Source organism: Micavibrio aeruginosavorus ARL-13, from assembly GCF_000226315.1.
Lineage (GTDB): Bacteria > Pseudomonadota > Alphaproteobacteria > Micavibrionales > Micavibrionaceae > Micavibrio > Micavibrio aeruginosavorus_B.
Window position 1 is genome coordinate 1192208 of record NC_016026.1, and the last position, 25586, is coordinate 1217793.

General features: G+C 52.4%; 19 protein-coding genes. 10 read left to right on the forward strand and 9 right to left on the reverse strand.

From position 1 onward, the window contains the following. Positions 1-51: 51 nt before the first annotated feature. Positions 52-336 carry a 50S ribosomal protein L27 gene (gene rpmA, locus MICA_RS05695; protein WP_014102758.1) on the reverse strand — a complete coding sequence of 95 codons (285 nt, stop codon included), beginning with the start codon at positions 334-336 and terminating at the stop codon, positions 52-54. Positions 337-382: 46 nt separating this feature from the next. Then, on the reverse strand, positions 383-673 hold the full coding sequence (gene rplU / locus MICA_RS05700; protein WP_014102759.1) for a 50S ribosomal protein L21: 291 nt from the start codon (positions 671-673) through the stop codon (positions 383-385). Positions 674-850: 177 nt separating this feature from the next. Here rplU and MICA_RS05705 point away from each other — a divergent pair, with 177 nt between their 5' ends. The 10 genes from MICA_RS05705 to MICA_RS05750 all read left to right on the forward strand — a co-directional run bounded on the left by MICA_RS05705 (position 851) and on the right by MICA_RS05750 (position 17432). After that, positions 851-2386, forward strand: coding sequence for a sensor histidine kinase (locus MICA_RS05705; RefSeq protein ID WP_014102760.1), 1536 nt, complete (start codon positions 851-853; stop codon positions 2384-2386). A 2-nt stretch (positions 2387-2388) separates the two neighbouring features. Beyond that, complete coding sequence (locus tag MICA_RS05710) at positions 2389-2802, forward strand: response regulator (protein ID WP_014102761.1); 414 nt, start codon at positions 2389-2391, stop codon at positions 2800-2802. Between the two features lie 142 nt (positions 2803-2944). Next, positions 2945-3832 carry a mechanosensitive ion channel family protein gene (locus MICA_RS05715; protein WP_014102763.1) on the forward strand — a complete coding sequence of 296 codons (888 nt, stop codon included), beginning with the start codon at positions 2945-2947 and terminating at the stop codon, positions 3830-3832. A 208-nt stretch (positions 3833-4040) separates the two neighbouring features. Next, positions 4041-6764, forward strand: coding sequence for a hypothetical protein (locus MICA_RS05720; RefSeq protein ID WP_014102764.1), 2724 nt, complete (start codon positions 4041-4043; stop codon positions 6762-6764). 54 nt (positions 6765-6818) lie between these two features. Next, complete coding sequence (locus tag MICA_RS05725; RefSeq protein ID WP_014102765.1) at positions 6819-8507, forward strand: peptidase domain-containing ABC transporter; 1689 nt, start codon at positions 6819-6821, stop codon at positions 8505-8507. Next, on the forward strand, positions 8504-10771 hold the full coding sequence (locus MICA_RS05730) for a peptidase domain-containing ABC transporter (protein ID WP_014102766.1): 2268 nt from the start codon (positions 8504-8506) through the stop codon (positions 10769-10771). The genes MICA_RS05725 and MICA_RS05730 overlap by 4 nt, the downstream gene beginning before the upstream one ends. 14 nt (positions 10772-10785) lie before the next feature. Continuing rightward, positions 10786-12132: an HlyD family type I secretion periplasmic adaptor subunit gene (locus MICA_RS05735; RefSeq protein ID WP_014102767.1), complete on the forward strand. Its 1347-nt coding sequence runs from the start codon at positions 10786-10788 to the stop codon at positions 12130-12132. A 24-nt stretch (positions 12133-12156) separates the two neighbouring features. Further along, a complete protein-coding gene (locus MICA_RS05740; protein WP_014102768.1) occupies positions 12157-13110 on the forward strand; it encodes a response regulator in 954 nt (317 codons plus the stop codon). Positions 13111-13259: 149 nt separating this feature from the next. Beyond that, a complete protein-coding gene (locus MICA_RS05745; protein WP_014102770.1) occupies positions 13260-14360 on the forward strand; it encodes an efflux RND transporter periplasmic adaptor subunit in 1101 nt (366 codons plus the stop codon). Positions 14361-14363: 3 nt separating this feature from the next. Then, a complete protein-coding gene (locus MICA_RS05750) occupies positions 14364-17432 on the forward strand; it encodes an efflux RND transporter permease subunit (RefSeq protein ID WP_014102771.1) in 3069 nt (1022 codons plus the stop codon). Here MICA_RS05750 and MICA_RS05755 read toward each other — a convergent pair whose 3' ends face one another. Genes MICA_RS05755 through MICA_RS05785 form a run of 7 tightly spaced genes read right to left on the reverse strand, consistent with a single transcriptional unit; the run spans position 17433 to position 25586 of the window. Next, complete coding sequence (locus MICA_RS05755) at positions 17433-18482, reverse strand: aldo/keto reductase (protein WP_014102772.1); 1050 nt, start codon at positions 18480-18482, stop codon at positions 17433-17435. Positions 18483-18486: 4 nt separating this feature from the next. Continuing rightward, positions 18487-20214 carry a SulP family inorganic anion transporter gene (locus MICA_RS05760; RefSeq protein ID WP_014102773.1) on the reverse strand — a complete coding sequence of 576 codons (1728 nt, stop codon included), beginning with the start codon at positions 20212-20214 and terminating at the stop codon, positions 18487-18489. 60 nt (positions 20215-20274) lie between these two features. Beyond that, positions 20275-21348 (reverse strand): NADH:flavin oxidoreductase/NADH oxidase, encoded by a 1074-nt coding sequence (locus MICA_RS05765; protein ID WP_014102774.1) that lies wholly within the window; start codon positions 21346-21348, stop codon positions 20275-20277. Beyond that, complete coding sequence (locus tag MICA_RS05770) at positions 21332-21778, reverse strand: Fur family transcriptional regulator (protein WP_014102775.1); 447 nt, start codon at positions 21776-21778, stop codon at positions 21332-21334. The genes MICA_RS05765 and MICA_RS05770 overlap by 17 nt, the downstream gene beginning before the upstream one ends. A 2-nt stretch (positions 21779-21780) precedes the next feature. After that, positions 21781-23091, reverse strand: coding sequence for a pyridoxal-phosphate dependent enzyme (locus MICA_RS05775; protein ID WP_014102776.1), 1311 nt, complete (start codon positions 23089-23091; stop codon positions 21781-21783). A gap of 2 nt (positions 23092-23093) precedes the next feature. Next, positions 23094-24617 (reverse strand): type III PLP-dependent enzyme domain-containing protein, encoded by a 1524-nt coding sequence (locus tag MICA_RS05780; protein WP_014102777.1) that lies wholly within the window; start codon positions 24615-24617, stop codon positions 23094-23096. Further along, positions 24618-25586: an ATP-binding protein gene (locus MICA_RS05785; protein WP_014102778.1), complete on the reverse strand. Its 969-nt coding sequence runs from the start codon at positions 25584-25586 to the stop codon at positions 24618-24620.

Sequence of the window (25586 nt, forward strand, 5' to 3'; positions counted from 1 at the left end):
AGGGGGAAAGGTTTACGACCTTCCCCCCTTCAAAAACTTTAGGGCTGCGCCTTATTCAGCGGCGGCAGCGGCAGAAGCGTCGTTTGCCGGGACGATGTTCACCATGCGACGGCCGGTACGGCCGTGGCTGAACAGAACTTCACCATCAACCAGCGCGAACAGCGTGTGGTCTTTGCCCATGCCGACGTTTTTGCCGGGGAAGTATTCGGTTCCGCGCTGACGAACAATGATGTTGCCAGCCAGAACTTCTTCGCCGCCGTAGCGTTTTACGCCCAAACGACGACCAGCGGAGTCACGACCGTTCCGGGAACTACCGCCTGCTTTCTTGTGTGCCATTTTATAATCCTCTTAAAGCGCGTTTTTCTTTGCGTGCGAAGCCGAATTAAGCGGCTTTCACGTCTGTGATCTGGATCAGAGTCAGCTCTTGGCGGTGACCTTTGCGACGACGATAGTTCTGGCGGCGCTTCTTTTTGAAAATGACAACCTTGTCGCCACGGATCTGCTCGATCACTTTAGCGATTACGGTGGCTTTCTTTCCGCCATCGGCGAACAGAACATCGTCCTTTTCAAAGGTCACGGTTTCGCCGGCCTTCGCATCGATTTTCTCGATCTCGATCTTGTTATCTTTGGCAACGCGGTACTGTTTACCGCCGGTGCGGATCACTGCAAACATGGTATTAATCCTTGGTTTTCTATCCGGATTTAGAGGTGCGAAATATACATGCCGGTGTGGTTCTGTCAAGTAAATGTATCGCACTTTCTTATCTTTTATCGGTGCGGGACGGTTTATAGCACAAGCCTCTCTTTTTATTAAGTATTTTTATGCATGATAGGGAACGTGAGGAGCCCGATGCCAACCATAGTTCATGAGCAAAATCAAAGTCTTATCCTGATTTACGGGGATACGCCGGACCATCAGATTGGCCGGATTTTGTGGTCGCAACTGAGCGGGCAGGATGTAAAAATAGAATTTCCGCAAACAATTCAAGAGCTTGACGAGCATGCGCCACAGGCGGTTTTGATCGTCGTTATCATTGGTCCGGGCGGGGAAAATGCCGATCTGGCCCGCCGATTCACCACTCGCCCAGACATTCCGGCGGAAATCATGGGAATCGACCCCCAATCCGACATTCCGGCCCGTCTGCGTCACCTGGCGTCTGGATTTGATACCATCTTTAATCTGGAAATGCTGACCTGCGCCGATTTTCGTAACATATTGATTGTAAAGCTGGAAAAAGGGCGCGTGCGCCAGAAAAACGCATTCCAGCGGGATGAATACCGGCGGTTCCGCGCTTCGCTGGCGGCCAGCCCGGATGCCTTTATTGTTTTTGATAATGAAAAACGCCTGTTCTTTGTCAGTGAACATTACAAACGATTCTATGGTCCCTATGCCAACCGTCTGGTGCGGGGCCTGCCGGTAGCGGATGCGTTCAATCTGGCGTTTGAATTTCATGGCCTGACGCCGGACCACCCCATTTACGCATTATCAGCCGCGTTCTGGTTGAATCTGGAGGGGCAGATTGAATTCCCCTTACCGGATGGGCGGATTTGGCGGTGCACGGCCACCCCGCTGCCGGACGATCAGGGCACAATCATCACCACAACCGATGTGACGGATTATCGTGCCCAGCAAAAAGAGCTGCGTGAAAAGACAGAAGAGCTATCCCATGCGCTGGAGAAAGAACAAGAAGCCAGCGCCCTGCAAAAACAATTTATCGGTATGGTCAGTCATGAATTTCGTACACCACTGACGATCATTGATGGTCATGCGCAGATTTTGCAACGTCGCGCGGATCAGCTTGATGCTGACACCATTCGCAGCCGCACAAAAACGATCCGCAGTGCAGTATCACGTCTGGTGAACATGATGGAAAGCGTGTTGTCGTCAAGTTTGCTGACAACGGGCACGCTGGAACCGCATCCCGAGGATTTCGATTTATCCGACTTGCTGCATGAATTGTGCGATGAACAGGCGGCGCTGGCCAGTGCGCATAAAATTTCGTGTGATACCGAGGGGCTGCCCGCAACGGTGCGTCAGGATCGTAAGATGATGACATTGGTTTGCACCAATATTCTGGCCAATGCGGTGAAGTTTTCGAAAAATGATCCGGTCATTGCCATGACCGCCCGTATGGCCGGAAGCGATATTGAAATCAGCATTCAAGATAACGGCGTTGGGATTCCAGAGGTTGAGATTGAAAAAATCTTTGATCGCTATTTCCGGGCCACCACTGCATCGGGTATTCCGGGTACGGGGATTGGACTTTCACTGGTGCGTGATCTGGTCAAGTTAATGGGAGGGCGCATTCATGTTGAAAGCGCCCTAGGGCAAGGTACAATGATGAAAATTATTGCCCCTGATTTAAACGGTGGGAGTGCGGTATAATTATGCCATCTGGTTCCTTTTCATCTTTTTCATCCCGGTCCCGCGGCACAATTCTGGTTGTCGAGGATGAGCGTGATCTGGTCGCCCTGTTGCAGGATGAGTTATCAATGCAGGGATACAAGGTCGTTGCCGCTGAAAACGGGAGCGAGGGGCTGGAGTTGTTGCAGGTGCATGAACCTGACCTGATCATCTGCGACCGGATGATGCCGGCTATGAGCGGGACCGAGTTATTGGCCCGGATCCGCGGTGTGTTTCCACAATATCGTGATGTGCCTTTTATTTTCCTGACCGCCCTGAATGACCCGCGGGATCGGGACGAGGTTGTGGACCTGAAACCCTATGCCTATCTGGGTAAACCCGTTGATTTTGACCAGCTGCAAAAGACTGTTGAAGGGGCTTTGGCCACCCGGCTGTAAGGCTGGGGTAGGGTTGGCATGCACTTATAGAGAGGGGTGCCATGCGTTTTTGGATGGTGCATCGCCATATTGATTGCACAATTTCATGGTTTTCTGTTGTCCAACAATAAGAAAACCATTTCGACGGTAAACAGAGCACATCATGGAAACAATACCGGGCTGGGCCTATGAGCTTGTAACCTCCGCAATATTCATTGCGGGCGTTTTTGTTGCGCGGACATTGCTGATCCGGGTGATCCGCCGTCAGTCCGAGATTTTGAGCAAGGAACAGCGCCGCTGGATCAACCGCATCCGCAACGGGGCGTGGGTTTTGGTTCTGATCGGGTTAATGATGATCTGGTCCACCCAGATCCACACCTTTGCCCTGTCCATCACTGCCTTTGCCGTGGCTTTGGTTGTTGCGACCAAGGAAATGATTTTGTGCCTGATGGGGTCGCTGTTCCGGGTCAGTACGCAACCTTATAAAGTGGGTGACTGGGTTATCATTGATAATGTCCGTGGCGAAGTCATGGATATTGATGCCTTCACGACCAAGGTGCAGGAAATTGAAGCGGGCCAGACAGGATACCAGTTTACGGGCAAAGTGATTGCCATTCCGAACGGGAAATTGTTCACCGCAACAGTTGAAAATGCCAATTTTTCGAAAAACTACATGTTTCAGGATTTGTCCGTGACGGTTCCGGCCAATACGGACGACCCAGCAATTTTATTGCCGTTGTTCCGTGAGGTGATTGAGAAACACACCGCACCAGGGCGTGAAGACGCGCAGAAATATATTCGTCGTGTAGAACGCAAAAGTGGTGTTGATTTACCCGATGCCGATCCGCAGATCAGCCTGAAGACCAGTGATCTGGGACATGTTGCATATAAAGCCAAAATTTTCACGCAAACAAAAACGGCCAGCGATGTTGCCGCGCTGATAACTGCCGATTTTCTATCGCTGGTGTATCAACGCAAGCAAATTGCGGAAGACGTGAAAACTGCAGAGCAAAACGCGAATGTGGCGAAAGCCGGCGAAAAGACGGCATAAATGCAGGCACAATGTGGCCTTATAAAAACTATCCAGCATTTTAAGGATTTCACGGATGCAAGATCGGAATGATTCATCGCATCCTGCACACGCCTTGGCATAGTTGTATGTCTAAACCATAGAAAACCCCAAGTTTGTAAGCTGGCACAACGGTTGCAAGCCTCACCCTGAGATCATTCGTTTTGAGTTTGAAACCAGGGGCGTAAAAATGGCAAGCGATACCACAATTACAACTGCCAACAATCCCGAACCGGCATTAGGCGCGGATAACAGTTTTTTTGAATTTCAATCCGATATACCCACGTCTGCGCTGAAGGCGGATTTGTATGCGGCTGATGATATTGATGGTGTAACCGAAGGCCTGTCCGGTTCCGGGAACCTCAATTACATGATTGCGCAAACGCAGCAGACCAATGATGCGGCGATGACGAGTGATCCATTCAGCAATAAATCCATTACAGATTTGTTCGAGGATGTACCCGGTTTGGCCGGAAACCAGGCTGGTGCGGGCGGTGATGGTGCCGCCGGTGGTGCGATTCCAGGGTTTGGCGGCGATGATGCGGATTCTGCGCTGGCGTTTCTGGTTAATCCGCAAGGTGGCAATGACCCGTTGCTGAATGGCGGCGGCGGTGGTGGTGAAGGCAACTATGCATCCAATGTTGGTGCGTTGGGTGCATCTTTTTACGACACCAATGGCGGTGGTGAAACATTCAATAACACCCAGACTGCCGAAAATGGTCGCGATGGCAGTGATGGTGACGACGGCGATGATGGTGACGATGGCGACGACGGTGATGATGGGGATGATGGTGACGATGGCGATCCACCAGATAATCCGCCACCTCCGGGTCCGGATGGTGATGTTGACCTGACCACGGATGTGGATTCGGATATCATTGATGTCGATCTGGATGCCAATCTTGATCCGCTGGAATATGTTCTGGGTGACATTGATATCGATATTGATGCCATTTTAGGCGATGTTCTGGATTTTGATGACGGTATTCTGCCGGATCCCTCTGTTATCATCGATTCTGTAATTGGTGGAATTGAGTTGATCCCGGTTGAGCTGGGCCCTGTATTGGACCCGGTCGAAGACCTTCTGGGTGGCATTATCGACGATGTGAACCCGATCCTGGACACATTACTGGGCGATATGTTGCCCGTGAATGTGATTGATCTGCTCGACGGCTTGTTGGGCAGCACAGAAGGCGATCGTGACCTGTTTGTTGATCTGGGGCTTGATGCCCTTGGGCTTGGGTTGGAAGGGCTGGATGTCCTGAGCAACCTTGCTATCGACGTGCCTCTGGATGTTGTCGAAGGACTGGTCGGCGATATCGACATTGGCTTGGATATTGATGGTGTGATTGATGGTCTTTTGACTGGATCGGCACTGGATATTCCCGATCTGACCCTGGGCCTGATCACGGCGGGTGATATTCTGCCTGATCTGGATACCACATTATTGTCCACCAATGCGCTGACGGAACCGCTGGCACCATTGCTGGATCCGATTTTGGATGCAACGGCTCCGCTGTCCGATGGTGTCAATGCAATCACCACAGGCTTGCTGGAGGCTTTGAGTGAGTCCGTCGGCAATCCGTTGCAGAATGTGACGGGCGGTTTGCTGGATAACGAATTGACCAGCGGCGCACTGGAAACGGTTGGTGGCCTGACAGAAACGCTGAATGAAACGCTGGGTGACGGTTTGCTGAACCCGATCGGTGATGGTCTGGGCGATGTTACAGGCGGTTTGAGCGATGCCGTTACCGATGCCCTTGGCGATACGCCGCTGGACGGGTTGCTGGGCGACCTGACTGGTGGTGAGGATGGTGTTGGCGGCGTCATCGGTGATCTGGCCGAGGGCACCTTGCTGGAAGGCACGGGCCTGGACGAGCTGACGGACGATCTGCTGGGTGATGATAGTCCGGTTGGTGACATTCTTGAAAATACATTGGGCGGCGACCTTTTGGGTGGTGATGAAGGTGTCACGGGCCATGTTGGCGATGCTCTGGGTGATTTGTTGGCAGGCGGCGACAGTGGCGGATTGGACAATATTGTTGATGGCGTCATTGGCGATGACGGCTTGATCGGCGGTATTGGTGGTGACTTGCTTGATGATAGTCCGTTGGGTGATTTGCTGGGCGGTGATCTAGGCGATGGCCTGGGTGGTGATTTGCTTGGTGATCTGCTGGATGGCGGTCTTGTTGACGATGTCATCGGTGGCGATCTGGGTGATGGTCTGGGCGGTGATTTGCTCGGTGATCTTTTGGACGGCGGTCTTGGTGGTGATGATCCGTTGGGCGGGGTCATTGGCGATGACGGGCTTCTGGGTGGCATCACGGGTGATGAGGGATTGTTGGGCGGATTGCTGAACAATCCTGACCCGGAGTCCGGTGATGCCGACACCGATTTGGGTATCAATACAGGCCTGAATCTTGGTGGCATGGAAGATATTGCAGTCGATGCCGTTCTTGACCCGGTTGAAAACATCATTGGTGATGTCGATATCGGCGTTGATATCGAAGGTGTGGTTGATGATTTGACCAGTGGGAATATCGGCGGGATTACCGACGACCTGCTGGGTACAATTGAAAACGCAATCGATCTTGAGATCGACCTGTTCAATCCCGAGCCGGACCAGGATAGTGGCGTCGATGCCGATATTGCTGGCCTGGCAGGTGATTTGCTCGGTGGCGATTTGCTGGGTGGTCTTGGCGGTGATGGTGGCGGCCTCTGGCCGGAAGCCAGTATCGGCGACGGTCTGCTGGATGGTGCCTTAGGTGGTGGTTTGCTGGATGGTGCCCTTGGCGGCGACCTGTTGCCGGAACCCGAGGGTATTGTGGCCGATGGTCTTGGAATGCTGGGCGGCGTTCTGGGCGGCGGCGAGGAATCGTCCGGTGGCGGATTGCTCGGCGGCCTCTTCGGCTAAGAAGACGTGTGTAACTGAAGTATCTCCAAATTCATCAATCGGCGGAGGTTTCGCATGCGCGATTCACTCGATATTCAGGCTGGCCTGTTTCCTGGACGTTATGCGTTCAGCACGTTGGTCCTGCCAACATTGTGCATCAATATTCTCTCGCTGGCTTTGCCGTTCCTGACGCTGCAGGTCTATGACCGAATTTTGCCGAACCCGGATGGTGGTACCTTGCCGGTTTTGATTGCCGGTATTCTGGTAGCCATCATGCTGGAAACCGTCCTGCGCATGGGGCGGGCCTATGTTATGGGGTGGAGTTCCGCATCCTTTGAACACCGCACATCTGTTGCCGCTATTCGCCAGATGATGAATGCCGAATTATCCGCCGTAAACCAGATGGGCACAGGGGAGGCGTTAAACCGTCTGGCCGCCGTTGGGAAAATTAAAGATTTTCAGAATGGCAGCATTCTGGTGACGTTCATTGATGCTTTGTTCATCCCGGTTTATCTGGCCGCGATTGTTTATATTGCCGGCGGGTTGGTTTTGATCCCGGTGACCATTCTGACCTTATTCATCGTATCGTCCGTTTTCCATGGCGTGCGTTTGAAAACCGCCTTGCATGACCGCGAGGAAGATGACGATGCCCGTTACAACTTTCTGATTGAAACATTACAGGGCATTCACACGTTGAAATCTTTCGCGCTGGAAAAAGTGTTTCAACGCCGTTATGAAAAAATTCAGTATAATACGACACTGGCAAACTATGCCGTGACCGAAGAAACGGCGAAATCATTTAACAGTGCCAACGTTTTTGCCAGCCTGATCGTGGCTGCGGTCATTGCCGGTGGGGCATGGATGGTTGTGACGGGCCGGATGTCGTCCGGCGGTATGATTGCCGCCATTTTGCTGTCTGGTCGTTTGATGTTGCCGGCGCAGAAAGTTTTAAGTCTGTGGATCCGGTATCAGGATTTCCAGGTTGCGCGCGATAAAATCAATACATTGCTGCACATGCCGCAAGTGGCGCGGGATCAGGGTGCGGAAACACCGATGTCGCAGGGTATTGTTGAGCTGCGGTCTGTTGGATTCCGTTATACAGACGCATCGCCGTGGTTGTTCCGCGATGTTGATTTGGCTTTGCATCCGGGGCAGGCGATCCGCATTTCCGGCGCGCATGGTGCGGGTAAAACGGCCCTGCTGAAACTGATCGTTGGGCTTTATCGTCCGCAAGAAGGTGAAGTGCTGGTCGATGGTGTGCATCCGTCTGTGTTCCCCGATGGTCATTTGTTGAGCCATATTGGATACATTCCGACCAAAGGAACGTTATTCCGTGGCCGTATTCGTGACAATCTGACCCGCTTTGGCATGGTGCCGGAATCCGATGTGCGCGCGGTAACCGCTATGCTGGGGATTGACCGTGATGTTGCGGCCTTGCCCAAAGGATTTGATACATGGGTTGAGGGTACAGAGAACGACGTTTTGCCGCCGGGACTGCGTCAACGTATTGCCATTGCGCGGGCGTTGGCCGGACACCCGAAAGTGATCCTGTTCGATGATGCGGACCGCAACCTGGACCGCGACGGATATCGCGCCGTCCATGCCATGCTTGGTCGCCTGAAACATAAGGCATCCATCATTATGGTCAGTGATGACCGCAACATGACGTCTCTGTGTGATCGGCACTATCGTCTGGATATCAATGGGCTGATCCCGCAAATGGATGAACGCACATCCCTTTATGATTTGGAGTTACGCGCATGACCTCGGCTTCGAAAATCACAGGTATGATGGCTGCGCCCCAGCGGTCAAAAACCCGATACAGCGATATTAACGACGGGCAAATCAAGTCCACGTCCGAAATTGCCGCGCTGGATGGTCTGATGCAGCGTTTGCAGGAAACGACATGGTCCGGGCAAAATCGCGGTGTGCATCAAGGCGCGTGGGAGCGGTCATTGTGCATGACGTTATTGGCGATTGACCCGGACATTAAATTCCACCGTATTGCAGAATCACTGTCTGCACCGGAACGTCAAATGGACCGTGTTGATTTTATGAACACGATGGCCAATCTGGGGTTCCGCGCCAGTACGTTTGAAACATCGATCAATAATGTTGATGATCGCGTAAAACCATGCCTGTTTATTCCAGATGGTGAAACGGAAACACCGTTCGTTGTGTTGCAGGGCAGCCGTATTTATGACGGCGAACAACACCGGATGAAAGATACAAACGGCAAACGCGGCGGGATGAGCGGCAAGGCCATTAAATTTACGCCGTATGATGAATCGTTTGAATATACGTCAAAATTCATGCGGAAGGGGACAGGGCATAGCTGGTTCCGTGCCCTGCTGACGCGATTTTCAGGGACAATCTGGCAAATTATGGCGACCGGGATTGTGCTGAACCTGATTGCGCTGTCGACACCGTTGTTCATTATGATGGTGTATGACCGCGTTGTATCCGCCCATGCGTTGGAAACATTGCCCATGTTGACCGCCGGGGTGATGATTGCGATTGCTGCGGAATGGATGTTGCGGACTATTCGGTCCCATGGTCTGTCCTGGCTGGGCGGACGGTTGGATAATATTGTCAGCAACCGGATTTTTGAACATTTAATGAATTTGTCGCCGTCTTACATCGAACGGGCCCCGATCCCGTCACAGGTGGCGCGTATTAAGACATTTGAATCCGTGCGTGATTTCTTCTCCGGCTCTGCTTTCCTGTCGGTTCTGGAAATGCCGTTTATGCTCATTGCCTTGCTGGCCATTGCATTTATTGCCGGTCCGTTGGCGCTGGTGCCTGTGTTTATGATGGCTTTGTACGCTGTGCTGGCTTACGTCACGTGGCAGCGTGTGAAAGTAGTCATTCGTCTGGCCGCAAAAGCCAGCTCGGCCCGGCAGCAATTTGCCTTGGATACGTTTGACAAGCTGGAGGATATTCGTGCCAACGGTTTGCAAAATATCTGGATGGAAAAATTTCGTGATTTGTCTGGCCGTGAGGCCATGGCGCAGTTCAGGTTGGCATGGGCCGGAAATATCGGCGAAACGCTGGGCCATGCCATTACCATCTTGTCTGCTGTTGCGGTTGTGTATTTTGGCACACATCTGATCTGGGACGGTGTGATGACCACCGGTGCGCTGGTCGCCAGTATGATCCTGGTCTGGCGCGTTCTGACCCCGTTCTACAGCCTGTGCACAATGGTTCCGCGTCTGGAACAACTGCGAAACAGCGTGCGTCAGATTAATACGCTGGTTGATATTGATACGGAAGATCAAACCAATCGCAATTCTGCTCGTCCGGGTCATATGCGTGGCCGTGTGACCTTCATCAATGCCGGATTGAAGTATGAGCAGGATCAGAACCCGGTTTTTGCGGGTCTGACCTTTGATGTGAAGCCGGGCGAAATCTGTGCCATTACCGGTGAAAATGGTGCGGGTAAGACTTCTGTTCTGAAATTGATCAAGAAAATGTACATCCCGCAGGCGGGGAGCATTCGGATCGACGGATTTGATATTCGTCAGCTGGATTACGGTGATTTGCGCCGCAACATTGCTTATGTTCCGCAAACACCGGAATTCTTCTATGGCTCGATTGCGGACAATATTCGCTTTGCCAACCCGTTGGCGACGGATAAGGAAATTAATATGGCTCTGGAACAGGCGGGTATCCTGGGTGAGGTGCAGAATTTGCACAGTGGCCTGAATACCAAGATTGGCCAGGGGCCGGATGCAATCAGCCTGCCATCTGCCATGGCTATTCGTCTGGGCTTGGTGCGCGCTTATCTGCACGAGGCTCCAATTCTATTGATTGATGAATTGCCCAACTCTCTTCTGAATGATGAAGCTGGCCAGTTCCTGCACGAAACCATTATTCGCGCGCATGGCCACCAGACCGTTTTCATGGTGACCTATCGCCGTGACTATCTTGAAATGGCGGACACAATTGTTCTCCTGCGCCGTGGCTTGCAACCACAGGCCGGAGCCGGTCCGATCATGATGGAACGTTTGAAAAAAATGCAATGGTAACCGAGGAGGGAACCATGATGGATAAATCAGTGATAAAAAAATCAGCTATTCAACAACCGCAACTACGATTTTTGGCACAATCCGCCCGGTTGGAGGAAGAGATCAACCCCCGTTTGATCCGCCTGACGTCCGGAGCAATTGCGCTGTGCATTGGTGTGTTCATTGTTTGGGCCAGTTTGACCAACGTGAATGAAATTGCCCGCACGCCCGGTGAAATCATTCCCGCCGGTATGCAAAAAGTTGTTCAGCATTTGGAAGGCGGCATCGTCAAAGATATCAATGTCAAGGACGGCGATGTCGTAAAAGCCGGACAAATATTGCTGGTTTTAGAAGAAACCGGTGTTCAGGAAGATTTGAACCGGGCCTTAACCCACGGCAGCTATCTGTCCGCGCAGAAAGAGTTATTGCAGGCCTTTGTCGATGGACGCGATCCCGATTTTTCAAAACTGGGCGATGTTTCACCGGAGATGATTACGGAGCAGCAGAATGTTTTCAAAAGCACAGCTGAATCCCGTTTGAAAGAACGTAAAATCCTGCAGGATCAAGTTGCCCAGAAAGAGCAGAGCATAAAATCCCTGCAAGCCCGTCAGGCCGCGATTGGCCAGAATTTAAAACTGGCCCAGGATATGTACGATCGCCGGCAGGGATTGTACCGTAACGGTTATATCTCTCACATTAGTTTCCTGCAAACGGAGCAAGAGCTGAACACGCTGAAAGGCGAGCGCAGCCAGGTGAATAGCCAGATTGAAGAGGCCAAAGCCACGCTGCAGGAATATCAGGGGCGTCTGCAATCTTTGGAGGCGCGTAATCGTGACGAAGCTTATCAGCGTTTGAATGCGTTGGAAAACGAAATTAAGCAAAACAGCGAGATTGTCGACCGCTTGCAAAATCGCCGCAACCGTCTGGAGGTGACAGCGCCGGTTGATGGTCTGGTCAAGGGGTTAAGCGTCAATACGATTGGCGCCGTTGTCGGCCCCGGCCAGGCTTTGATGGAAATTGTACCGGTGAATGATGATTTGCTGGTCGAAATTCGTATCCCGCCACAATATGCCGGTCACCTGACTCTGGGGCAGGAGGTACAGGTGAAAGTCAGTTCTTATGACTTTTCCCGATATGGTGCCGTGCCGGGTAAATTGACGTACCTGTCCCCGACAACTTTTGTCGGCGAGCGGGGTGAACGTTTTTATCGTGGCCACGTTGCGCTGGACCGTAATTTCGTCGGCGGAAAAGGGCAGGAGAGCAATAAAATCATCCCGGGTATGACCGTGATGGCGGATATTGTGACAGGCCGGAAAACCGTGATGCAATATCTGATGAAACCGATCCATACATCATTAATGACCGCTTTTTCCGAGCGTTAATCGTAGAAAACAGGAGACGCAACCATGGTAATGACCGTACAGGATCTTGAAGACGCCGCCAGTGCACCCAGTGCCACGCGATCTGTCCTGATCGTTGATGATGACCGTATCTCATTAAAATTCCTGGATCATCAGGTGCAGGCTATGGGATATCGTACCGTTCTGGCCGGTGATGGGCATGAGGCGTTGACCATTCTGCAACATTCGCCCGATGCAATTGGGGCGATTTTGCTGGACCGGATCATGCCGCATATTGATGGCATGACGGTGATGCAAAAAATTAAAAATAGCCCGCGCCTGCGCGATATTCCCGTTATTATGCAGACCAGCGCGAAAAGCCCGGAAGAGATCGAAGAAGGTATTGATTCCGGCGTGTTTCATTACCTGACAAAGCCAATCAATATTGATATGTTGCGGGTGACGTTGCGGTCCGCGATGCGAACCTTTGAAACGCATAGCACGCACAGGCAAGCCCGTACAAACTCAACTGCCGGATTTGGCATGTTGCAAAGTGCGCAGTTTAATGTACGCACACCGGACGAAGCGAAAGTTCTTGCTGTTTTCTTGTCTGAATGCTTCCCAGAGCCTGATCGTGTGTTACAGGGTATTGAGGCGCTTTTATTCAATGCCATTGAGCACGGAAATCTGGAGATTGGCGGGCCGGCTAAAGCAGAATTGAGCCAGAGTGGTGCGCTGCGTCGGGAAATTGAACAGCGCCTAAGCGATCCACGATTTGCCAGTAAGGCCGTTGAAGTCACACTGACCCGCAAAGACGGCGGAGTTTATGTGGTTGTGAGTGATCAGGGTGAAGGATTTAACTGGCGTGACCATTTGAAAATCGACCCGGTTCATGCTGGCAATCGCTTTGGTCGCGGGATTGCCATGGCGGGGTCGGTGTGTTTTGACAAATTAATGTACAACGACAAAGGCAACAAAGCTGTGGCCTATGTCGCGGACGGTTCTGCGTTAAACTGGTGATTTAATTGCGATAAAACCGCGTTTTCTGATTAAACACTGCTTGATTTTTGTATTCCGGGTTATAAATGACTGGCGGAGTGCCTGTGTATGGCGCCCCGCCAGTCGCATTTTTATGTTTCGCGTTTAACATTTTTAGAGCCGGATGTCTGATGTCTGCAAAAAAGACCGTTTTTGCTGTTGTTTCTGTTTTGCTGGTGGCAGCCGGGGCATCGGCGTATTTTGTGAATGGATTTATCACTCAGCCGAAAGACGCTCAAACGGTCAGCGGTGGAAATGGTGGCAGCAACATGCAGGCGGTCGCCGTTGAGGCCGAGGCCCCAACCATCGGATCAATCAATCGAACCATCGAAGCCGTTGGGACATTGATCTCGGACGAATCCGTGGTGCTAAGCCCCGAGCTGGCGGGGCGTGTCAGCGAAATTTCTTTTAACGAGGGCGAAGCCGTCACAATTGGTCAGTCATTGATCAAGCTGGATGCCACCGTCAATGCGGCGGAGCTTGCCGAGGCGGAAGCCGCGCTGGCGTTAAGCGTTGCCAACCATAGCCGGGCCGAGCGCCTGTTCAAAAGTGGAAGCGGCACAGAACGTGCGCGTGATGAAGCCCTGTCGGCGATGAATGCGGATAAAGCGCGCGTGGATTTGGCAAAAGCGCGGCTTAATAAAATGGATATTAAGGCCCCCTTCAATGGGGTTGCGGGCCTGCGTAATGTCAGTGTTGGTGATTATGTCACGCCGGGGCAATCCTTGACCAATATTGAGAAAATCGATGTATTGAAAGTCGATTTTCGCATTCCTGAAGTCTATCTTGGCTCTCTGCGTCAGGGGCAAAAAATCAATGTTCGTGTTGACGCGTTTGCGGGGCGGGTTTTTGATGGTGAAGTGTTCGCTGTCAATCCGCGGATTGATGAATCCGGGCGCAGTATTATCCTGCGCGCGCGGCTGGATAATGATGAGTTGATCTTACGACCCGGTTTATTTGCGCGGGTTAATTTGATTGTTGAAAATCGTGACAATGCGTTGATGATACCGGAACAGGCCCTGTGGCCGCAGGGTAATCAGCAAGCCGTTTACACGATTGTTGATAATAAACCTGTTCTGGTCACCGTTCAAACCGGATTGCGCCGGAACGGCATGGTAGAAATTACCGAAGGACTAAGCGCCGATGATATTGTCGTGACCGCAGGGCAAATGAAAATACGCCCCAATTCATCGGTGACGATTATTCCCACAAACGCCGCAGCAGGGGAATAAGTCATGAACCTGCCTGCGCTGTGTATCAATCGTCCGGTCTTTGCCACGGTGATGAGCCTGATGCTCGTGCTGATTGGCCTGATTTCCTATGATCGTTTAACAGTGCGGGAATACCCGAATATTGACGAGCCGATTGTCACCGTATCCACCACCTATGGCGGTGCATCGGCGGAGATTATCGAAAGCCAGATTACTCAACCCTTGGAAGATTCTTTGTCCGGGATTGAGGGGATTCAATATATCACCTCGGTCAGCCGCGAGGAGCGCAGCCAGATCACCGTGACATTCCAGGTCGATCGCGATGTCGACGTGGCCGCCAATGATGTGCGTGACCGTGTCAGCCGGGCACGAAATGATTTGCCCGATGATGTTGATGAACCCGTCATTGCCAAAGTTGAGGCCGATGCCCAGCCGATTATTTATCTGGCTTTTTCCAGCGACCGCATGAGCTCACTCGACGTTTCTGATTACGTTGATCGCAACGTAAAGGATCGTTTGCAAATTATTCCCGGCGTGGCCGAGGCCAATATTCTGGGTGAACGCCGGTATTCGATGCGGCTGTGGTTGGACCGAGCGCGCTTGGCGGCCTATAACATCACGGTGCAGGATGTTGAAAATGCCCTGCGCCAACAAAATATCGAAATCCCCGCCGGGCGCATTGAAAGTGTCGAGCGCGAATATACGGTTTTAAGTGAAACCGACCTGCGCACCGTACAGCAATTCGAAGACATGATCCTGCGACAGGATAATGGGTATCTTGTTCGCTTGCGCGATGTGGCGCGGGTTGAGTTGGGACCGGAAGATGAACGCCGCATCACCCGGTTTAACGGGCAAAGCGCTGTAGCGATTGGAATTGTCAAGCAATCGGTCGCCAACCCGTTAGAGGTGTCACAGGCCCTGCGTGCCTTGTTGCCTGAATTGGAAACACAATTGCCCGAAGGCATGCGTGTCGCCATCGCCTATGATTCATCCATCTTCATTGAGGAATCGATTAAGGCCGTTTACCACACCATTGGCGAAGCCGTGGTTCTGGTCGCTCTGGTCGTGTTTTTCTTCCTGCGCACCGGGCGGGCGACGATTATTCCGCTGGTGACCATCCCCGTATCACTGATCGGGGCCATGGCGATGATGTATGTTTTCGGATTTTCCATTAACACGCTGACCTTGCTGGCCATGGTTCTGGCTATTGGTCTGGTGGTGGATGATGCAATTGTCATGCTGGAAAATATTTATCGCCATATCGAAATGGGTAAAAAACCCATCGAGGCGGCCATGCAGGGCAGCAAGGAAATCGTCTTTGCCATTGTGGCCATGACCATTACATTGGCCACGGTTTATGCCCCGATTGGCTTTATGGAAGGGCGCACCGGGCGTTTATTTACTGAATTTGCGCTGACGCTGGCTGGCGCTGTGCTTGTTTCGGGGTTTGTGGCCCTAACCCTGACACCAATGATGTGTTCACGCATGTTGAAACACGAAGAAAATCATAGTTGGTTTTATCGCTTTTCTGAAAATCTGTTGAATGGTTTGACCGAAGCTTATAAAAAGTCGCTCGAGGCTGTTTTGCATGTGCGGCCTTTGGTGATTGTTGTTGGTTTGACTGTGGCCGGGTTGGCAGGATGGTTGTTCACCCAAATTCCATCGGAATTATCTCCGACCGAAGACCGCGGAAATATCGTGGCCATCGCATCCGCACCGGAAGGCGCATCAATTGAATATACAGACCGTTATGTTCGCCAGATGGAAGAGCTGGCCAATACATTACCGGAAGTGAACCGCGTTTTCGCCGTTGTTGGTTTTCCGCAAGTATCGAACGGCCGTATGTTTATTCGTATGGAGGATTGGGCGGATCGTGACCGATCGCAACAGGAAATGGCCGCCGAATTGGCCCCGAAAATGCGGCAAATCCCCGGTGTAGTGGCGTTTCCAACCAACCCGCCATCATTGGGCCAGCGCGCCGGAACAAAACCGGTGCAGGTTGTTGTGATGTCAACGGACACATATCCGCAAATCAACGCATTGGCGGAGCAGATTATCGACCGTGTTGCCGATCATCCGTCCATGTCGGGGATTGAAACCGACCTGAAACTGAACAAACCGCAATTGCGTGTGGATGTTGATCGCGATAAATCTGCAGATATGGGGATTGATGCCGCAACATTGGGGCGCACCATGGAAACCATGCTGGGCGGGCGTCAGGTCACGCGTTTTAAGCGCGAAGGCAAGCAATATGACGTGATTTTGCAAGTCGCCGATGTCGATCGTAAAAATCCGCAGGATATTACGAATATTTATGTTCGTGGGCAGGGTGGTGACATGGTGCCATTATCCAACCTGATTACTGTTCAGGAATCCGTCGCCCCGCGCGAATTGAACCACTTCAACAAATTAAGGGCGGTGACGATTACCGCCAACGTGAATGATGGATACACGCTGGGCGAAGCATTGGCCGTTATTGAGCGGGCTGCCAATGAAGTGCTGCCCGCCAGTGCGCAACTGGACTACAACGGCATTTCCCGGGAATTCAAGGAAAGCAGTTCCAGCCTGTATGTCACTTTTGTTTTGGCGCTGTTCTTTATTTACCTTGTTCTGGCGGCACAGTTTGAAAGTTTCCGTGATCCGTTCATCATCATGCTGACTGTTCCGTTGTCTATGACGGGAGCGTTGCTGGCGTTGTATTTCACCAATGGCACATTGAATGTGTACAGCCAGATTGGTTTGGTGACCTTGATCGGGTTGATTACCAAGCACGGTATTTTGATCGTGGAATTTGCCAATCAGGCGCAGGAAGCTGGAAAACACCGTGCCGAAGCCGTGGTTGATGCCGCTATTCAGCGTTTGCGCCCGATTTTGATGACAACGGGGGCCATGGTTCTGGGGGCACTGCCATTAGCATTGGCCAGCGGGGCTGGGGCCGAAAGCCGCCAATCCATTGGCTGGGTTATCGTGGGTGGGTTGCTGGTGGGGACGTTGTTCACGCTCTACGTCATTCCCACTGTCTATACCTATCTGTCCAGCCGCAAATGGATTCATGCGACCGGTGACAATCCAACCCCCGTCGCGGCGGAATAATCAGTACGGAATGGGATAATTGCGGTAGACGCGGTCAATATCGGCCAGCGTGTCGTTGGATAATTCCAGATCAAACGCATTCATATTGGATTTCAATTGATCCATTGATGTAGCGCCGATAATCGTAGATGTAACAAACGGCTGCATATCGCAGAATTTTAACGCCATCTGGCATGGGTCCAGCCCATGTTTTTTCGCCACGGCGTGATATTCGGCCACCGCCTTGTGCGCATTGTTGCTGTCGCGGTGAAGCGGACGTGTATCCAGCGACCAACGTGATCCGGCTGGCCGCGCCCCATTGGCGTATTTCCCGGATATAAATCCCCCGGCCAGCGGTGACCACGGCAGATATGCAATATTGTCACGTATGCAGGTTTCGGCCATCCACGGTTCATCAACACGGTTGAGCAGGGAGTACTCATTCTGCATCGACACCATGGGGGTCAGGCCATTTTGCGTGGCAATCCGGTTATAGGCCATTACGCCCCACGGCGTTTCGTTGGACAGTCCGGCATGACGAATTTTTCCGGCGCGGACCAGTTCGGTCAATGTTTGCAGAACATCGAGGAAATTATCTTCGATTTCCGCAGTTGTTTGTGTCGTAAAATCGACCGCACCACCCCAATGGTTGCGGAAATGCGGGTAGGGACGATTGGGCCAGTGCAGTTGGTAAAGGTCGATATAATCGGTTTGTAAACGGTTTAAGCTGCCCTCAACCGCTTGCAATATATTGGCACGGTCAATTTTGGATTTGCCATCCCGTACCCATGCTATCCCGGATCCGGCAATCTTTGTTGCCAGGATGATTTTGTCCCGATTTTTCCGTGATGCAAACCATGTGCCGATGATCTGTTCGGTTTTGCCATAGGTATCCGGTGTTGGCGGCACGGCATACATTTCCGCCGTGTCGAAAAAATTGACGCCGTTTGTGGTGGCGTAATCCATCTGTTCGTGGCCTTCGGCTTCGGTATTCTGCCGGCCCCATGTCATGGTGCCAAGGCAGATACGGGATACAGACAAGCCGGTGTTGCCCAGGGTTGAATAACGCATGATTTTACTCTTTCGCTTCTGTGGCCATCAAGTCCGCGGCGCGCTTGACGCCCTCGGCAAAATTATGGGTCAGGATCAGGTCCGGATAATGTTGGAACAGCTTCATGCTGACCATTATTTTCATTGGCTCTGGTTGCACCCCGGTCAAAATCACGCGGATATTGGCGCGGTGGCATCGGCGGATAAATTCCTCTAGAGCGGTTTCACCGCTGGAATCAATCATCGGTACTTGCCCCATGCGCAGGATGAAGATTTTCGGTTTCACCACCATCTGGTCTAAAACGTCCAGAAGACGGGATGAAACACCAAAGAATAGTGGCCCGCGCAATTGATAGGCCTCAACACCCTCTGGCAAGTGGGACCGCATGTCGTAATGCTGATCTTCGTGCCGAACGATGTCGGCCACATCGGATTCGACCAACGTAATGTGTGTTTGCATTTCAAAGGCATGGGTCATGCGTACCATGAATAATATGGCCGCCATGATAACGCCGACCTCAATGGCCACCGTTAAATCCACCGCGACGGTCAGGGCGAAGGTGATGAGCAAAACAGCCTTGTCCCCCCACGGGGATTTGAGCAGGTGGATGAATTTTTCATGCTCGCTCATATTCCACGCCACGATCACCAGGACAGAAGCCAGTACGGCCAGCGGGATATAGGATGCAAGCGGTGCAAGAAACAAAATAAATCCAAGCACGAAAACAGCATGCAACATGCCGGATACCGGTGATTTTGCCCCGGATCGAATGTTGGTGGCCGTGCGGGCGATGGCTCCGGTTGCGGGCATGCCGCCGAACAGGGCGCTGGCACAATTGGCCACACCTTGCCCCACCAGTTCACAGTTTGATTTATGGCGCCGCCCGGTCATCCCATCGGCCACCACAGCCGACAGCAGGGATTCAACCCCCGCCAAAAATGCGATGGTCAGGGCCGATGGGATCAATTCGGCTACACGCGTTGCCGTAATGCCCTCGGGCCATGACGGTGCGGGGATGGTGTTGGGAATGCCGCCAAAGACGGACCCAATGGTGGGCACGTCCATCTTTGTGACATAAACCAGGACAGATGCAAAAACGACCGCTACCAAAAACCCCGGAATTTTGGGCGCAAAGCGGCGTAGGCCGATAATGATACCCAGGCCCAAGGCGGCGATTAAAACACTGCCCTGCATGACCGTATCGCGCGCGTGCCAGAAAGCACCAACCTTCTCAAAAAACTCACCCGGAACGTGGTCCATTTGCAGGCCGAAAAGATCTTTGATCTGGCTGGTGAAGATAATCACCGCGATACCGGCGGTAAAACCTGTAATAACTGGCTGGGGGATATATTTGATCCATGTGCCCAACCGTGCCAACCCGGCAACAACCAATATGGCCCCGGCCATCAGCGTGGCGATGACCAACCCTTCATACCCAAATTTTTCAATGACGTTATAAATGACAACAACGAACGCCCCGGTCGGACCACCAATTTGAAATCGGCTGCCACCCAAAGCGGAAATCAGGAAGCCAGCGACGATCAGCGTAATCAGCCCCTTGTCCGGTGTGGTACCCGACGCAATTCCCAACGCCATGGCGAGCGGCAGGGCCACAATTGCCACCGTTAAACCCGCAATAACGTCATCACGAAAATCAGATGCCCGGTATCCCTGTTGCAGGACGACAAACAATTTCGGGATATAAAGATGCCACCATTTCGGGGCCAGAGATGCTGCGGGTGCTGAAGACATGGTAAGGGACTCCTTCAATGCGCCAGCATAGGCCTGCCAAACCCGTTTTTAAAGGGGATATTACGCCCGTGCGTATTGTACAGGCAGACTAACCGCATCAGCATGGCCCAGCGTTATGGCCGCATTGACAGGCCAATAGGGGTTGCGCAGCAATTCACGGCCCAGAAGGACCAGATCGGCTTTTCCCTCGCGAATAATCGCATCGGCCTGTTCCGGCGTTGTGATCAAACCGACGGCGGCGGACATGATACCCCCCTGATTTCGCACGGCATCGGCCAGCGGTACCTGATACCCCGGTCCAACCGGATAATGTTGTGCATCACCAGAACGTAAACCACCGCTGGAGCAATCAACAAGATCAACACCAGCGGATTTTAATTTGCGGGCAAGGGCGACGGAATCCTCGACGGTCCAACCGCCGTCAACCCAATCGGTTGCCGAAATGCGGACGGTCAGGGGCAAATGGTCGGGCCATACGGTTTGAACGGCGGCCACAACCTCCATCAACGCGCGGCAACGATTGCCAAACGATCCGCCATATTGATCATCGCGTGTATTGGTGAGGGGGGAAAGGAAGGAATGCAGCAAATACCCATGCGCCGCATGAATTTCCAGCCATTCGTATCCGGCCGTCACCGCACGCGCGGCGGAATCGCGGAAGGCGTGCACAATTGCGGTGATTTCCGCGTGGTTCAGGGCATGGGGAACTTTATTCTGATGGCCACCAAAAGCTTCGTTGGTGGGGCCAACAACATCCCAGCCGCCGTCGTTATTTCCAAGATGATGACCACCTTCCCATGGCACGGCGGAGCTGGCCTTGCGCCCGGCATGGCCAATTTGAATACCGGGAATGGCGCCATGATGTTTTATCATCGCATTGATGCGCGCCAGTGGTTCAATTTGGCTGTCTTTCCACAACCCGGCGCAGGCAGGGGTAATGCGGCCTTCCGCTGTGACGCCTGTGGCCTCGGCAATAACCAATCCTACTCCACCAATCGCGCGCGTGGTCAGGTGCGCCAGATGCCAGTCATTGGCATGACCATCCACCGATGAATACTGGCACATGGGTGACATGCCAATGCGGTTGCGAAGGGTGATCGATTTAATCGTCAGCGGGTCAAACAGATGGGGCATTATGATCATCACATTTCATGCACACGCCACGGATTTCCATGGAGGTGGCGAGGGGTTTAAAACCAACCCCCTTAAAATGTGAGTCTTTCAGGATCTTTTCAAGGGCTGGAATTTGCATTTCTTGCACATCACCGCATGATTGGCATATGGCAAATTGCGCGCTGTGCTCATGTCCATGCCCGTCACAGCATAAAACATACGCGTTCAGGCTCTCAATTCGATGGATCAGATGAACGGATTCCAGAAATTCCAACGCCCGGTACACGGTTGGCGGTTTTGTTCCATCCGGCATCAAACGCAGAACGTCATAGGCCCCGACCGGTTTATCGGCCTTGGCAATGACGCCGAAAACATCGCGACGCGGGTCGGTTAAACGCGCGCCAAGTTCGGCACAGATATTTTCAAGTTTGTTCGATACGCTGCACGTCATAATTATGCGGCCCGCTTTTGCTGTTCATTGCGCCAGGCCAGCATACCGCCGCCCAGGCCGAAGGCCTGATACCCGCGCGATTGCAGGTAAGCGGCATAACGCGCCGTTTTTTCACCGACGGGGCAAGCCAGCAAGATCGGGCGGTCTTTTGCAAACGGATCCGCCGCATCAATCATCGGCTCCAGCAATTCCCATGGAATGTTGATCGAACCGGGAATGGACATCATTTTGAAGGCCAGGTTCCCGCGCACGTCAATAATCAACGGATTGTGTTCCGCAATCCACGTATTGGCTTGGGCGGCGGGAACAGCGAATTGGTCGTTGGATACGGTGTATTCAAAGGCCTGCAGGCTGCCCGGTTTTTGTTTTTGGTTAAACAGATGCGGGCGGCGTTGGCGGACATAATCCGTATACCATTCACCACGATCACAAACGATAAACACGGCGGATTTACGTTCCGTCAAACTGTCGTCAATGGTGCGCAAATATTTCAGCGCACCCAGATAACTTGCGCCACTGGTCGGGCCGCACATAATGGCGCATTTTTTGACCAGATCCATCATGGCATCAACGGCTTCGCCGGAATCAACGTAAACGAAATCGGCGTAATGTTCTTTGGTGAACAATCCGGATTCCCACATTTGATCCATCGAACGAATACCCGGAATGAAATCATTCTTGCTGGCACAAATACCGATGGTTTTCAGGCCAGTGCTGCCCTCATCACGAATACGACGCGCGGCACCCAATGTGGAACCCGATGTTCCCAATCCACCAAAGAAATAATCAACACGGCCCAGATCATCGGCAATTTCCTTACCCGTTGTCTGGTAATGAATATCCGGGTTTTTCGGGTTGGTGAATTGTGACGGGAAATAGGCTTTCTCCGGGTCGTCCTTCACCGCCTTTTCGATCAGGAATTGCGGGTCGTTCGGGTCATTCGGGTCGAAACATTCGCTGCCGCCCAAAACTTCCTCAATCTCCGCGCCCAGCATGCGGATGATATCCTTCACGCCGTCTACTTTGGCCAGATAGGTGATCAGTTTCGTTTCTACGCCATAGGTGCTGGCGATCAGTTGCAAGGCCTTGGCCGTGTTGCCGGACGAATTTTCGTAGATCGTCTGACCCTTGGCCTGAATATCCGCGATATCATCACGGATCATGCCCCATGCCACGCGGTCTTTCACCGAACCGAACGGGTTCATCATTTCCATTTTGGCATACAGATCGATATTCTTCAGGCCGTGCACCTCCGCCGGGATTTTCAGCAGGGGGGTGTTGCCGATCATGTCGGTAATGCGGTCATAAATCATGATTAATACGCTCCAATTTTCAGGGCGAGGGGATTGTAAAGATCGTCACGGAACCAGCGGAAACCGGATTCCGTTTCAACAACAGCAATTTTTTCGGCGATGCGTTGTTGCAACACATGGGTTTCGGCGAAATCCATCTGGTACGCGGCGGTGTTTATAAACGCCACAACATCGCCCGTTTCCGGGATAAAGTCGGGGAATGTTTTGTGATACTGGATCATGTCATGGGTCAGGCAGAGGTTGCCCACATACATAACCCCATCATCCGCCGGTTTGCGGTTTTGGTTACGGTATAAAACAACCGGGTCCGTCATTAATTTCAACTGGGTTGCGTTCAAATTGGTGCGGTTCATATCCAGAACCACCAATTGCTCACCCATCATGGATTGCTTATTCAAATTCACACGGGACAAGGTGATGCCACATTGATCCAACAACGCCCGGCCCGGTTCAACATACAAATCCATCAAACTGTCGGACAGAATGCGGGACAAGGATTGCCCGTCAAACAATGGCAATGGCGCATCAATGACGGAGGCCAGATCGGCCGGGCCGTCATCCTTGTGGTAATGTTCCATAAAGTTTGGCGCGCCTTTTAAAACGCCACCTTCATTCCGGAACCCAAGGCCTGAATCGTTCCATGTCAGGCTATCGCGTTGGCCAAGGACGGAGGCCTTTAATTCCTCAACATACGCGTTCCATTCATCCTGAGATGCGGCATAGCGAATGCGATACCCACCACCAATATCAATCCCGCGCGGGGACAGGCCACGGTTCATGCATTCAAAGGTGAGTTGCAGAATGGTTTCAATGGCCGGCGGGCGGCGAATGTAATCGCCCGCGTTGAAGTGGAAGCTGAACCCATGGAAATCCAGAACATCTTTATGCGCGACCAGATAATCGATGATCGCCGGGGCGTGTTCGACATTGTTGGCGAATGCGCTGTCCTGCGCCGTGAATTTTACGCGGTCGGGTTTAAACCCATCCAGACGGACAAGAATGCGGGCCTTTTTCCCCGACGGCAGAAGGGATTGCGTGGCAATAATCTGCGCCATTTCCGTCATATTATCGACGTTAATCAACACGTCTTGTTGCAAGCACAAGGACAAATAATCGGCGTTTTTCGGCCCCGTCGCCTCAATCCGTGATGGATGGAATCCGGACGCCAGTGCGTTTTTCAATTCACCTTCGGATGAAACGTCCAAGCCAACATTGGTCATGGCCGCGCGTTTTTTCAGTGCGGCGGATTTGTTAGGTTTGGATGTGTAAAAAATCCGTCCCTGCAATTGCCGATCATCATATATTTTCTGGAACGAGGCAATCGTATCCGCAATGTGATCCGGGAACATAATGTTCAACGGCGATCCAATCCCATCGACCAGAGAGAAAACGAGGGCTTGATCGGCCAAAAACCGTTCGATCATCGGGTGAATGGCGGCGCGAACGCGGGGGCGCGAACGGTCAATCGTGGTCCCCAACATTTGATCGGCCAGACAGAGATCGTCTTTGCGTACGGCGTTTGTCATTTATGCCACCTTGGTAATTTTGAAATCCGGGTCGATTTGGCTCATCACATCGCCGTATCCTTGCTGAACCCATTTCTTCTCGTTCAGTTTTGTATGCAGGGCATACAGCATGGCCATGCGGTCTTGCGCGGATAAAGCAGGTTTTGATGCGGCCAGCATGATCTTTTCCATCGCGGTTGCCATGTCGCCGGTTACGAAATCGGTTGAGATCGCATCGCCACGCTGGCGCAGTTTTTTCAGGGCCGATGTATGGGGAAGTGCGGCAATCGGGGTCATGCCGGTGGCCTTCACAATAAATTCGATATCGGATTCATCTTCGATCTTGTTGGCGACCAGATGGATCAGGCCGTCAATGCCGGATTCGCGGGCCAGTTCCATATAGAGGCGGCACACTTCCGCCGATTCCGGTGTGGGTTCGGCGATCAGGACAATGGCATCGAACTGCAAATGCATGGAATAGGCAAAAGCATCAGTGCCCGCCACCATGTCACAGACAACCCAGTCATTGTCATTCTCCAGCGCAATGTGGGACAGCAGATTTTCGGCCACGAACAAATGGCTGTGGTAACAGGTTTGGCCAATGCCGTCCTTGTCATACGTCCCCACGCTCATCAAATTCAGGCTGGGTGCGTCGTTGATACGCACGGAATAGGGGGCCAGCGCCGCATCATCAACGGAGCGGACCAGATTTGATCCCTCACCAGGCGGTGTGGTGGGCAGGAATTTGGAAATATCGGCCACGCGGGCATTTGTGCCCTTGATATAATTGCGGATAACATCGGCCACATCGGGGTTGGCCATCAATTTATCCATGGCAACCTCAACCCCCAGAAGGCCGGAAAGGTTCATATTCACATCCGCATCAATGGCCAGAACCGGACGGTTTTGAACCGCGTTCATATACCGGGTGAACAACGCGGATGTCGTGCTTTTCCCCGAACCACCCTTACCAGCGAATGCGATTTTCAT